Consider the following 12,909-nt stretch of genomic DNA (forward strand, 5'->3'; position numbering starts at 1 on the left):
TTCAGCGTACTGACGTAATGATTACGCCTGATATTTACGCATGGTCAGGGTGGCGTTGGTGCCGCCGAAACCAAAGCTGTTAGACATCACGGTGGTCAGCTCTTTTTCCATCGGCGCAGTGACGATGTTCATACCGGTTGCAGCGGCGTCCAGCGAGGTGATGTTGATGCTTGGCGCAATAAAACCATGTTCCAGCATCAGCAGCGAGTAAATCGCTTCCTGCACGCCCGCCGCACCCAGTGAGTGGCCGGTCATCGCTTTGGTCGCTGAGATGTAAGGCGTGTTATCGCCAAACACTTCACGAATCGCACCCAGCTCTTTCACATCACCCACCGGAGTAGAGGTTCCGTGGCTGTTCAGATAGTCGATTGGTGTATCGACACCGTTCATCGCCATCTTCATGCAGCGCACTGCGCCTTCACCTGATGGTGCAACCATGTCTGCACCGTCTGACGTCGCACCGTAACCGACGATTTCGGCATAGATGTGTGCTCCGCGAGCCAGCGCATGCTCCAGCTCTTCCACCACCACCATGCCGCCGCCACCAGCGATAACAAAGCCGTCGCGCTCATTGTCATAAGTACGTGACGCTTTCTCTGGCGTGTCGTTGTAACGGGTAGAGAGCGCGCCCATAGCATCGAACTCACAGGCCATTTCCCAGCACAGCTCTTCGCCGCCACCCGCAAAAACGATATCCTGTTTGCCGAGCTGAATCTGCTCAACGGCATTACCGATACAGTGCGCTGAGGTGGCACAGGCAGAGCTAATCGAGTAGTTTACGCCATGAATTTTGAATGGCGTGGCGAGGCAGGCAGAAACGCCAGAGGCCATCGCTTTGGTGACCACATAGGGGCCAACCGCTTTCAGGCCGCGTGGGCTGCGCATAGCATCCGCACCAAACACCTGGAAGCGTGGAGAACCGCCGCCTGAACCCGCAATCAGACCCACACGTGGGTTACTCTGATACATTTCAGTGGTGAGGCCGGAATCTTTAATCGCTTCTTCCATGGAAAGATAAGCATAGATGGACGCATCACTCATAAAACGCACAACTTTGCGATCGATGAGGCCGGTGGTATCTAATTTAACGTTACCCCAGACGTGACTACGCATGCCGGAATCTTTCATCTCTTCAGAAAAGGTGATGCCAGAGCGTCCTTCACGCAGAGATGACAGCACCTCTTGCTGGTTATTACCAATACTGGAAACGATCCCTAAGCCAGTAATCACAGCACGTTTCATTCAATCTTCCTCATCCACTTCTTCTTAATTGGCATGCACTCTAGCGTACACTTGTACGCCGAACAAGTCCGATCAGCTATTTCCTTTTGTAAATTTGCGTCATGTCACGTGGGTCGTTAGAATCGCGCCACTGCCTGAAAAACGAGCCTTTACCGTGAAACTAACCCCGGTTGAACATGCACAGCTAAACTGGAATGAACAGGGTACACCTGTTTCCCGAGCGTTTGGCGACGTCTATTTCTCTAATGACAATGGTCTGGAAGAGACACGTTATGTCTTCCTTGGCGGCAACGGTTTTCCCGATCGTTTTGCAGAGCATCCGCGCGATCTGCTGATCGTGGCGGAAAGCGGTTTTGGTACCGGCCTCAACTTTCTGACGCTGTGGCAGGCGTTCGATACGTTTCAGCGTGAACAGCCCGATGCCACTTTAAAACGTCTGCATTTCATCAGCTTTGAGAAATTTCCGTTAACCCGTGAAGACCTGGCTGCTGCGCAGCAGCACTGGCCGGAACTGGCTCCCTGGGCCGAAACGCTGCAGGCGCAGTGGCCTGCGGCCCTGCCCGGCTGCCAGCGTTTGCTGTTTGACGGGGGACGGATCACGCTCGATCTCTGGCTGGGCGATATCAACCAGCTGATGGAAGAGCTGGATGAGAGCCTGCATCGTCAGGTGGATGCCTGGTTCCTGGATGGTTTCGCGCCGTCGAAGAACCCGGATATGTGGACGCCGGAACTGTTCAGCATGATGGCAAAACTGGCGCGTCCACAAGGGACCTTCGCGACCTTTACCGCCGCAGGTATTGTCCGGCGCGGCCTGCAGCAGGCAGGCTTTGACGTTATCCGCCGCAAAGGATTTGGTCCCAAGCGCGAAATGCTGTGCGGGCCGTTGCAGGATGCGCCTCCGTTACCCAGTCCGCAGCCCTGGTATCATCGTCAATCTGCGGAGCAGCGTGATGTTGCCCTGATTGGCGGCGGCGTCGCCAGTGCCACCTTAGCGCTGGCGCTGCTGCGTCGCGGCTGGCAGGTCACCCTTTACTGTGCCGACGAAGCACCCGCGCTGGGCGCGTCCGGTAATCGTCAGGGCGCGCTCTATCCGCTGCTCAACCAGCACGACCCGGCGCTCGCCACCTTTTTCCCGGCGGCCTTCAGCTTCGCCCGGCGGCTCTACGATCAGTTAACCGTCCACTATGAGCATCACTGGAGCGGTGTGCTGCAGCTCGACTGGGATGAGAAAAGTCGTAAGAAGATTGATCAGATGCTGGCGATGGGCCTGCCTGAATCCATCGCTCGTGGCGTGGATGTCGCAGAGGCGGAGACACTGGCAAATGTTGATCATGGCTGCAGCGGCATTTTCTACCCGGAAGGTGGCTGGCTCTCACCGGCCGAACTGACCACCGCGATGCTGGCTTATGGTGAAACCCAGGGATTGCGCATTCACTGGCTACACCGGGTGAGCAGCCTTTCACGGGATGATGATCACTGGACGCTGACGTTCAGCGATCGCCCCGCGGTCCGTCATCCGACAGTGGTGCTGGCTAACGGCCATGCGATTGCCGACGTTGCGCAAAGCGCCCCGCTGCCGACCTATCCGGTGGCCGGTCAGGTGAGCCATGTTCCTTCAACCCCAGGTCTCGACGCGCTGCAGACCGTGCTCTGTTACGACGGCTACCTGACGCCCGTCAGCCCGCAGTTTGGCACCCACTGTATCGGTGCCAGCTATCATCGTGGCGAAACCGCAATAGATTACCGGGAAGAGGATCAGCAGGAGAACCGCAGCCGACTACTGGATTGCCTGCCTGACCGTCGCTGGGCAGAGAGCGTGGATGTCAGTGACGGCGAGGCGAGAATGGGTGTGCGCTGCGCCACGCGGGATCACCTGCCGATGGTGGGCGGTGCGCCGGATTATGACGCTACGCTGGTGCAGTACGCTGATTTACCGGCGCAGCTGGCCGCAAGTCACGATATCGCTGATGCGCCCGATCTGGCGGGCCTGTACCTGTTTGGTGCGCTGGGATCGCGCGGCCTGTGCAGTGCACCGCTGGCAGCCGAAGTACTGGCAGCTCAGCTGACGGGCGAACCGCAGCCGCTGGACGTGAGTACACTGGCAGCGCTTAATCCGAATCGCTACTGGGTGAGAAAATTACTGAAGGGAAAAGCAGTTTAGCCGATGCTGAGGGCGGCACGCCGCCCTGCAACGTTATGCGGAGAGCTGGCGTGCCTGAACAAACAGGTTGTCCCACATTCCGACCACTAATGCCTGGTCGCGCGGTGAGAGTTCTCCGGCAGCGATAGCATTTTGCAGACTGCGGGAGACCTGAATCTGCAGCGCTTCTGGCGTATGTTCGCCCAGTTGCTCCACTTCGGCCACAGCCAGTGTCAGATGCCCGCGCAGATAACCGCTGGCGAACAGCTCATCATCGCTGGCATGCTCGACCATGTCGTCAATCAGGGCCAGAATACGCGCTTCAAATTCTGCGATCATCTCAATTCCTCTATTAATAATACCTTCCTGCATCACAGATCGTCCGGCCAGGGAAACTGCGACGCGGTGAGCGAAGGCCTGCCATAAAATTTCGCCAGAGCGGTAATAAAACGCGCGGGACGGTCGGGAATGCCCGACGTCAGATAGCTCATGACCTGAGCATGCACTTTACGCTGGAACGCAATGCGATCCGGCTCACAATCTCCGTCGAGATTGTCACAACTCACGTTGAAGGGAAAGCCTGCCGCCATACAAAACATCCACTCCAGCGCCTGCGGCTTCACTTCAACCGCTTCAAACTGACTCTGGGTCAGCGCGTCTCGGCCATCCGGGCAGTACCAGTAGCCAAAATCGACCAGTTTGCGGCGTGCTTCACCGGCAATGCACCAGTGCGAGATCTCATGCAGAGCGCTGGCGTAAAAGCCGTGGGCAAACACCACACGGTTCCACGGCGACTCCGTATCAGCAGGAAGATAGATCGGTTCATCGTCGCCTTTAATTAGACGGGTCTGAAATTCATCGCTGAAGCAGCGATCAAACAGCGTGATCAGCTGTTCATAATGATGGGTCGGGTTCATGACGGTATCGCGTTTCAGGTTACGAATGCAGCGTGGTAAGCCAGGCCACAACGTCGCTGCCGTGGCTGTCCCACAGTAATTTAATGCTCATGACGGCAGAGACAATCACCACCATCGGGCGGATCAATTTCTGTCCGCGGCTCAGCACCAGTCGTGCGCCCAGACGCGCGCCGCAGAAGGCACCGAGCATCATGATCAGACCGGTTCCCCACACCACTTTGCCGCCGAACATAAAGAACAGCAGGCTGCCCATGTTTGAGGTGAAATTCAGCACCTTGGCATGGGCGGTCGCTTTGGCCAGGTTGTAGCCGCAGAGGGTAACGAAAGCCAGCGCATAAAACGAGCCTGCGCCTGGCCCGAAAAATCCGTCGTAGAAGCCCACTGCCCCGCCGCCCACCAGCGCATAAGGCAGACCATGCAGGCGGCGTGCCTGATCCACTTCACCGAGCTTTGGCATCAGCAGGAACCACAGGCCAATCGCGATCAAAAACAGCGGCAGCATCTGACGCAGAAAATCAGCCTGCAGTCGCTGAATCAGTATCGCGCCCAGAATGGATCCCAACAGCGTCATGGCGATGTTCAGCCACTGCTCATTCAGATTGACCGCTCCACGCCGGACAAAATAGAGACTGGCGGAGAACGAGCCGCCGACCGATTGCAGTTTATTGGTCGCCAGCGCCTGCGCCGGAGAGAGGCCCGCCGCCAGCAGTGAAGGCACCGTCAGTAACCCCCCGCCACCGGCGATAGAGTCAATGAAACCGGCGAGCATGGCGATTAAAAACAGCAGCCCGACCAGCAGCGGGCTGACAACAAACCACTCCATGGAATCCCTTACAGTAAATGTTTATCCAGCAGGGCCTGACAGGCAGGCGGTAACGGCGGCGGCTCACGTTTCACGGGCGCGCCAGAACCCGGCTGTTTCGGCAGGAACCAGCTCTGCAGCTCTGCGCCACAGCCATCGCCCGGAGGCGGTGCGGGCTGATCTTCACAGCCGATACTGCCCGCAGGGCAGCGCAGTCGCACATGCATATGAGCACGATGCGCGAACCACGGGCGCACTTTTCTCAGCCAGTCGCGATCGTTACCTGCATCCGCACAAAGCTGCTTTTTAATCGCCGGATTGACGAAGATCCGTGTAACATCATCGTCTTTTGCGGCCAGTTTAATCAGGCTGTCGATTTCCGGCTGCCAGTGGCGCGCAATGACATTCTTATCGCCCGGCCCAACCAAATCCAGCGGCTGCGGCTTCAGCAGTTGCTGCGCGCTCCAGCGTGTTTTTGGCAGTTGCAGCCAGATATCCACATCCAGGCCGGTCTGGTGACTGGCGTGACCGCTGCTGAAGCGCCCGCCAGCCGCCATGCCCATGTCGCCAATCAGCACGTTGCCCAGTTGCAGGTTATGCACCTGGGTGCTGAGCCGCTGAATAAACTGAATCAGATCGGGATGGCCAAAATAGCGCCGCTGATCCTGACGCATCACCTGATAGTGCGGTGAATTGAGCGGCAGTGCCTGCGCGCCGACGATACAGCCGTTGGCAAAGCCACCAATTGACTGCGGTGCGCCGCTGATCGGCTGCTGAATCTGTTGCCACGGCGTTGCGGCCAGGCTGGAGGCGCTGATCAGCAGCGCATTAAGAGTAAGCAGGAGCGCCTTCATGCCATCACCAGCGCGGTACAGAGCTGTTGACGTCACCATTCTGCGCCCGCTGGCGCAGCAGATGATCCATCAGGACGATCGCCATCATCGCCTCGGCGATCGGCACCGCGCGGATCCCGACGCAGGGATCGTGACGGCCTTTGGTGATCATCTCCACCTCTTCGCCGTTGCGGGTAATGGTTTTACCTGGCACGGTGATGCTGGAGGTCGGTTTCATCGCCAGATTGGCGCTGATGGTCTGGCCGCTGCTGATACCACCCAGAATGCCGCCGGCGTGATTGCTCTGAAAACCGTCGTGGCGGATCTCATCACGATGCTGACTACCGCGCTGGTTAACCACCGCAAAGCCGTCGCCAATTTCGACGCCTTTCACCGCATTGATACTCATCAGCGCGTGCGCCAGATCGGCGTCCAGTCGGTCAAAGACCGGCTCGCCCAGGCCTGGTGGCACGTTATCTGCCATCACTGTGACTTTAGCACCGATGGAGTCGCCCTCTTTTTTCAGGCCGCGCATCAGTTCATCCAGCGCCTCGAGCTTATCGGCATCCGGACAGAAGAACGGGTTCTGCTCCACGATGCTCCAGTCTTTCAGCTCACAGGCGACATCACCAATCTGTGACAGATAGCCACGTACCACGACACCGTGTTTCATCTGCAGATATTTCTTGGCAATCGCCCCGGCCGCCACGCGCATCGCGGTTTCACGCGCCGATGAGCGGCCGCCGCCACGATAGTCGCGCTGACCATACTTCTGCTCGTAGGTGTAATCAGCATGGCCCGGACGGAAGAGATCTTTGATGGCACCGTAATCCTGCGAGCGCTGATCGGTGTTCTCAATCAGCAGGCCGATCGAGGTGCCGGTGGTCACACCCTCAAAGACACCGGACAAAATTTTCACCTGATCCGGCTCGCGGCGCTGCGTGGTATAGCGCGAAGTGCCAGGACGGCGGCGATCGAGGTCATGCTGAATATCGGCTTCGGTCAGCGGGATGCCTGGCGGCACGCCGTCAACGATACAGCCCAGTGCCAGACCGTGGGACTCGCCAAAGGTCGTTACTCGAAAAAATTGCCCGATGCTGTTTCCGGCCATGCTGTTTCCTTGTCAGAGTTCGGCGGGCGAGGCTTCGCCCCACTTTTAGTCTTTATAAAAAGAGAAATGGTGTTGTGCGTCGACAATCTGCTGGCGCGTCAGCGTGAAGACGCCATCACCGCCGTTGTCGAATTCCAGCCAGGTAAAGGGCACGTCGGGATACTGCTCGATCATGTGCACCATGCTGTTGCCCACTTCGCAGACCAGTACGCCCTGCTCGCTAAGATAGTCGGGCGCGCAGGCCAGAATACGGCGCACCAGCTTCAGGCCATCGCTACCTGCTGCCAGGCCAAGCTCTGGTTCGTGGCGATATTCGTTCGGCAGATCGTCCATATCTTCCGCATCAACGTACGGCGGATTGGTGACGATCAAATCATATTTCAGCTGTGGCAGTTCGCGGAACAGGTCAGCACGAATCGGCGTCACCTGGTGGATGAGTCCATGTTCTTCAATGTTCTGTTCGGCTACCGCCAGCGCACCGGTGGAGATATCCACGGCATCCACTTCGGCTTCCGGGAAAGCATAGGCACAGGCAATCGCGATACAGCCGCTGCCGGTACACATATCCAGAATATGACGCGGCGGTGTGCTCACCAGACCGGCAAAGCGGTTTTCAATCAGTTCGCCAATCGGTGAACGCGGCACCAGCACGCGCTCATCGACAAAGAATTCGTGCCCGCAGAACCACGCTTTATTGGTCAGATAGGCAACCGGAATGCGTTCGTTAACGCGACGGATAACGCGCTCAACGATCAGAAGACGTTCGCTCGCGGTGAGACGCGCACTGCGCATATCTTCAGGAATATCCAGCGGCAGCCAGAGTGACGGCAGGACCAGTTGAACGGCTTCGTCCCAGGGATTGTCTGTGCCATGCCCGTACCAGATTCCGGCAGCGGAAAAGCGGCTTACCGCCCAGCGCAGCATGTCCTGGATAGTGTGCAGTTCGTTCACTGCCTCATCGACGAAAATTTTGTCCACGTAGCCCTCCGCAGGCCTTTTGCTAAATCGGCCAGTAGTGTGCCATGAAGCCGGGGAGAATTCAGCGCAGCAAGGTGAAAAAGCTGACATTTAATGACATTAATCGGTAAGGTATCGCCTATGCTGTGTAGCAGACTTTTCTTAGATAACTGACCCGTCATGAGTAAAAAAACACCCTTAAGCCCGGATGACCAGGCGCTGTTTCGACAGTTAATGACTGGCACGCGTCAGTTGAAACAAGATACTTTCGTGCATAAATTACCGGTTAAAACCCGCGTATTGCCGGTAAAACGACTGCTTTCAGAGCAGGCGGACAACAGCCATTACTTTTCGGATGAGTTCCAGCCGCTGCTCTCCACCGAAGGAGCCACCCGCTACGTGCGTGCCGATGTCAGCCACTTTGAGCTGAAAAAACTGCGTCGTGGCGACTATACGCCGGAGATTTTCCTCGATCTGCATGGCTTAACGCAGCAGCAGGCCAAGCAGGAACTGGGCGCACTGATCGCCGCCTGCCGCCGTGAACATCTGTTCTGCGCCAGCGTTATGACCGGTCATGGAAAGCATATTCTGAAGCAGCAGACGCCGCTGTGGCTGGCCCAGCATCCGTGGGTGATGGCTTTTCACCAGGCGCCGAAGCTGTTTGGCGGTGACGCCGCGCTGCTGGTTTTAATTGAGATTGAGGAGTGGCAACCGCCTGAGTTGCCCTGATAGGGGCCGGGAGGATCGGCCCAAAGACGTCAGATCGCTTTCGCCAGCTTTTTGGGACTGACCTGCCACAGTAGTTTACCGGCATGCTGCGCGGGATCGAATTCCACGCAGGCAATAGCGGAAGTGGCAAACATGGGGGGGGCTTCCTGCGGGCACAGTTCAGAGACTAAATATCCCACCAATGGTAAATGAGAGATCACCAGCGCCGATTTCACACCTTCGTTTGCCAGGGTCTGCAGATAGCACCCGACCATTTCCGGATCGCCGCCCGGCGTTAACTCCGGCAGAACATCCTGGTTTTCCGGCAGGGGAAAACCTTCCCGCACGGTCGCGAGGGTTTGCTGCGCGCGTAAATAGGGACTCACCAGGACACGCTCAATGTCTGGCGTCTGGCTGTTGAGCCAGTTGGCCATCTGGCGTGATTCATTGCAGCCACATAAGGTTAAAGGCCTGACTGAATCACTGGCTGCTTCCAGAGCCGCATCGCCGTGACGCATGATAAAAACTTGCATAAAGCACCGCTGTTGTTTGTCGACATCGCCCGACGCCTGGCGCCTGACTCTTCACTCTGCGAATGAACGCTGTGTTTTACCCTAATGGCTTCAGTATAGTCAACCGGTTGTTTATTAAATAAGCGCTTCTCAGAATCATGCTGCGCCGCACACTCTGGCGGCGCTTTCCTAACCCGCTGAATCGGATTGGTTATTCCATTTACAGCAGAAATGTAAAATTTCGTCTATTCTCTGGCCGCTTCAACCAGTGCTTCGCAGGGCGTAAATCGATCGCCATGCTGCTGCGTAAGGCGGGTTAAGCGGTCGACCACTTCCGCCGCACCCAGTTTGTCCATGTAGTGGAACGGACCCCCCAGGAAAGGCGGAAAGCCGATACCAAACACAGCACCGATATCGCCATCGCGGGCACAGCGAATAACCTGCTCATCAAGGCAGCGGGCCGCCTCATTCAGCATCATCATCATGCAGCGTTCTGCAATCTGCGCTTCACTCTGTCTTGCCTGCGGCGTGACTTTCAGCAACGTATACAGCGAGGTGTCCGGCTTTTTACGCTGCCAGCGCGGCTGGTCATAACGATAAAAGCCTTTGCTGTTTTTACGTCCCATGCGGCCATCTTTGAGCACCGCGTCAAAAGCAGCGGGTGCGGCAAAGCGTTCACCATAAGCCTGATGCAGGATGGGACTGATTTTGCTGCCGACGTCGATGCCAACCTCATCGAGCAGCTGAATCGGACCGACCGGAAAACCAGCCTTCACCAGCGCCCGATCGATATGGTCAATCGGCTCGCCCTCCAGCAGGCAACGCATCGCTTCATTTATATAGGGCGTCAGGATGCGATTAACATAGAAACCCGGCTTGTCCGCTACCACTATCGACGTTTTGCCCTGGCTGCGCGCCAGCGCCACAATGGTCACTACCGTTGCGGTGGAGGTGTTCAGATGGGGAATCACTTCCACCAGCGGCATTTTATCGACCGGGCTGAAGTAGTGCAGGCCGATGACGTTTTCCGGACGCTGTGCTTTGGCGGCAATATCTTCAATCGGCAGCGACGAGGTGTTAGAAGCAAACAGCGTATGCGGCTGACAGTGGGCTTCCACTTCGCTGACCATCTGCTGCTTGAGTGCTAAATCTTCGAACACGGCTTCGATCACCACATCGCGCTGCGAGAACCCCTGGTAATCGATGCCGCCCGTGATACGAGCCATCTGCTGCTGACGCTGTGCCGGAGTAAGCTGGCGTCGTTTGACCTTTTTGCTCAGCAGATCCCAGCTGGTTTTCAGCGCATGGTTAACGCCTTCCAGGCTGATATCTTTGATGCGTACCGGTAATCCGGCGTTGATTGCGGTGACGCTGGCGATGCCACCGCCCATGAGACCGCCGCCGAGAATCGCGACACCCTTCACCGCAGCGGGTTCCGCCTCACCGCCCCGCTCCTTCTTCATGGCCGTGGTCGCGAAAAAGAGTCCGCGCAGCGCCGCAGATTCCGGCGTCATTGCCAGCTCACCGAAGGCACGCGCTTCAGCATCATGTCCGGCCCGGCTGCCCCTCTCCAGCCCGATGCGCACCACCTCAATAATGCGGTTTGCCGCCGGATAGTTACCCTGGGTTTTGGCTGCAGTCTGGCGGGTTGCGAGTGTAAATAGTGCCTGACGGCCAACCGGCCCGTGCAGCAGACGGTCGCGCAGCGGCAGCGTGCGTCCACTGACCTTGCCCTTTTTCACCCGCGCGATAGCCGTCTCCAGCAGAATCGCCTGCGGCACCGCATCATCAACCACCCCCAGCTTACGGGCCTGTTTCGCCCGCAACGACTTGCCGGTCAGAATCAGCGGCAGCGCCTGCTGCACGCCAATTAACCGAGGCAGTCGCTGGGTACCTCCGGAGCCGGGCAGTAAGCCGAGTTGCACCTCCGGCAAACCCAGGCGGGTTTTCTCATCCAGCGAGCAGATACGCGCATCGCAGGCCAGCGCCAGCTCCAGCCCGCCGCCCAGGCAGGCACCATGGATTGCGGCTACTACCGGGAATGGCAGCGCATCAAGCGCAGCCATCACTTCCTGACCCTGTTTTGCCAGCGCTTCGGCTTCCTGTGCGCTCTGACAGCGATCGATCATGCTGATGTCCGCGCCAGCGATAAAATTGTCCGCTTTGCCCGAAATCAGTACCAGGCCTGCCAGCTGCGGATCGCGTCGCGCCTCTGCAATGATGGCGGTGATCTGCCCGGCAAATTCTGCTTTCAGGGTGTTCATCTTCTCGCCAGGGACATCGATTGTAATGATGCCAACGTGATCAAGTCGCATCTTCAGGTGAAACGCATTCTGATCCATTATTCGGCCTCCAGAACCATTGCCGCACCCAGACCGCCCGCCGCACACGCCGTGACCAGTCCTAACCCGCCACCGCGACGGCGTAATTCATTCAGCGTCTGGGTGATCATGCGCGCGCCCGTGGCGGCAAAAGGATGACCATAAGCGATTGAACCGCCCAGCACGTTAAAGCGCTCTTCATTCACTTCGCCCAGCGCATGAGCACGGTTCAGCACCTCGCGGGCAAAGCGCTCGTCGCGAAAAAGTTGCAGATTGCTCAGGGTCTGGGCCGCAAACGCTTCATGCATATCAATTAGCGTCAGATCGGCCAGCGTGACTCCCGCGCGATCCAGTGCCAGTGGTGAGGAGTACGCCGGACCCAGCAGCATATCCTGCTGTACACCAATTGCGGTAAACGCGTAGCTGCGCAGATAGCCCAGCGGCGTGACACCCAGTTCACGGGCGCGGCCTTCGCGCATCAGAATCACGGCGGCCGCGCCGTCGGTGAGAGGCGTGCTGTTGGCCGCCGTGACGCTGCCGTGCTGACGATCAAACGCCGGACGCAGCCGGGCGTAATCCTCTGCTCTGGCATTCATACGGACGTTATTGTCCTGGTCAATAGCGGTTTTCCACGGCGGCACAAAGGCTGCCATCACTTCCTGATTCAGTACCCCGGATTGCCAGGCCCTGGCGGCATGCTGATGGGATCGCAGCGCCAGCGCATCCTGTGCTTCGCGAGTGATGCCGTGACGCTTAGCCATCTGCTCCGCAGTGTCGCCCATACGCAGGCCGGTCGAATACTCCGCCACTGCAGGCGGGACCGGCAGCAGATCGCGCGGACGCAGACGCCGCAGGATGTGCAGTTTTTGACCGAAGCTGCGGGCTTTATTGAGATCCACCAGCGCGCGGGCCAGCGTTTTACTGACCCCAATCGGCAACACCGACGAAGAGTCTGCGCCACCGGCAATACCGGCAGAGATGGTGCCCGCCAGCAGACTTTCAGCCACATTCGCTACCGCCTGAAAGCTGGTGGCGCAGGCACGGCTGACGCTGTAGGCATCGGTATGCACACTCAGCCCGCTGCTTAATACAATTTCACGCGCAATGTTCGGCGCTTCCGGCATCTGCACCACCTGACCAAAGACCAGTTGCTCGATCACCTCAGCCGGCAGTTCACTGCGCGCCATTAATTCGCTGACCACCATCCGTCCCAGCTCAATGGCGGGAATGCCATGGAAGCCGGTCGCCTGGCGCAAAAAAGGGGTGCGTAACCCGTGGGTTATTGCGATGCGTTCACCATCACGCGTCAGCAGCGGCTGCGCTTTGCTCATTGTTCTCACCTGTGGCTGGGACTGTGGCATCATTG

Annotated in this window: 12 protein-coding genes; 2 read left to right on the forward strand and 10 right to left on the reverse strand. The window is 58.0% G+C overall.

Features of this window, described 5'->3' with window-relative positions; all coding sequences use genetic code 11:
* Window positions 1-21: 21 nt before the first annotated feature.
* Window positions 22-1,242 (reverse strand): beta-ketoacyl-ACP synthase I, encoded by a 1,221-nt coding sequence (gene fabB, locus N1689_RS11600; protein WP_033783746.1) that lies wholly within the window; start codon window positions 1,240-1,242, stop codon window positions 22-24.
* Window positions 1,243-1,396: 154 nt separating this feature from the next.
* Here fabB and mnmC point away from each other — a divergent pair, with 154 nt between their 5' ends.
* Window positions 1,397-3,403, forward strand: a complete 2,007-nt coding sequence (gene mnmC, locus N1689_RS11605) for a bifunctional tRNA (5-methylaminomethyl-2-thiouridine)(34)-methyltransferase MnmD/FAD-dependent 5-carboxymethylaminomethyl-2-thiouridine(34) oxidoreductase MnmC (protein ID WP_260058933.1) — start codon at window positions 1,397-1,399, stop codon at window positions 3,401-3,403.
* Between the two features lie 33 nt (window positions 3,404-3,436).
* Here mnmC and N1689_RS11610 read toward each other — a convergent pair whose 3' ends face one another.
* The 6 genes from N1689_RS11610 to prmB are packed head-to-tail and all read right to left on the reverse strand — an operon-like array spanning window position 3,437 to window position 8,023.
* Window positions 3,437-3,721: a YfcL family protein gene (locus N1689_RS11610; protein WP_003854283.1), complete on the reverse strand. Its 285-nt coding sequence runs from the start codon at window positions 3,719-3,721 to the stop codon at window positions 3,437-3,439.
* A gap of 32 nt (window positions 3,722-3,753) precedes the next feature.
* On the reverse strand, window positions 3,754-4,299 hold the full coding sequence (locus tag N1689_RS11615; protein WP_161733418.1) for an elongation factor P hydroxylase: 546 nt from the start codon (window positions 4,297-4,299) through the stop codon (window positions 3,754-3,756).
* A gap of 19 nt (window positions 4,300-4,318) precedes the next feature.
* Window positions 4,319-5,122 (reverse strand): sulfite exporter TauE/SafE family protein, encoded by an 804-nt coding sequence (locus N1689_RS11620; protein WP_161733420.1) that lies wholly within the window; start codon window positions 5,120-5,122, stop codon window positions 4,319-4,321.
* 8 nt (window positions 5,123-5,130) lie between these two features.
* Complete coding sequence (gene mepA / locus N1689_RS11625; RefSeq protein WP_161733422.1) at window positions 5,131-5,955, reverse strand: penicillin-insensitive murein endopeptidase; 825 nt, start codon at window positions 5,953-5,955, stop codon at window positions 5,131-5,133.
* 4 nt (window positions 5,956-5,959) lie between these two features.
* A complete protein-coding gene (gene aroC / locus N1689_RS11630) occupies window positions 5,960-7,045 on the reverse strand; it encodes a chorismate synthase (protein WP_161733424.1) in 1,086 nt (361 codons plus the stop codon).
* Window positions 7,046-7,090: 45 nt separating this feature from the next.
* Window positions 7,091-8,023, reverse strand: coding sequence for a 50S ribosomal protein L3 N(5)-glutamine methyltransferase (gene prmB, locus N1689_RS11635; RefSeq protein WP_033783751.1), 933 nt, complete (start codon window positions 8,021-8,023; stop codon window positions 7,091-7,093).
* A gap of 159 nt (window positions 8,024-8,182) precedes the next feature.
* Between prmB and smrB the strand changes: the two genes are divergently transcribed.
* Complete coding sequence (gene smrB, locus N1689_RS11640; RefSeq protein ID WP_161733426.1) at window positions 8,183-8,731, forward strand: endonuclease SmrB; 549 nt, start codon at window positions 8,183-8,185, stop codon at window positions 8,729-8,731.
* Between the two features lie 29 nt (window positions 8,732-8,760).
* On the opposite strand, the gene sixA is transcribed toward smrB, so the two are convergent.
* The 3 genes from sixA to fadI form a co-directional block, all read right to left on the reverse strand.
* Window positions 8,761-9,243 carry a phosphohistidine phosphatase SixA gene (gene sixA / locus N1689_RS11645; RefSeq protein WP_260058935.1) on the reverse strand — a complete coding sequence of 161 codons (483 nt, stop codon included), beginning with the start codon at window positions 9,241-9,243 and terminating at the stop codon, window positions 8,761-8,763.
* A gap of 224 nt (window positions 9,244-9,467) precedes the next feature.
* The gene (gene fadJ / locus N1689_RS11650; RefSeq protein WP_260058937.1) at window positions 9,468-11,564 is read right to left on the reverse strand and encodes a fatty acid oxidation complex subunit alpha FadJ; all 2,097 of its coding nucleotides are present in this window, start codon (window positions 11,562-11,564) and stop codon (window positions 9,468-9,470) included.
* Window positions 11,564-12,874 (reverse strand): acetyl-CoA C-acyltransferase FadI, encoded by a 1,311-nt coding sequence (gene fadI, locus N1689_RS11655; protein ID WP_260058939.1) that lies wholly within the window; start codon window positions 12,872-12,874, stop codon window positions 11,564-11,566. The genes fadJ and fadI overlap by 1 nt, the downstream gene beginning before the upstream one ends.
* Window positions 12,875-12,909 lie beyond the last annotated feature (35 nt).

The organism is Pantoea sp. XY16 (assembly GCF_025153065.1).
Taxonomy (GTDB): domain Bacteria; phylum Pseudomonadota; class Gammaproteobacteria; order Enterobacterales; family Enterobacteriaceae; genus Pantoea; species Pantoea alfalfae.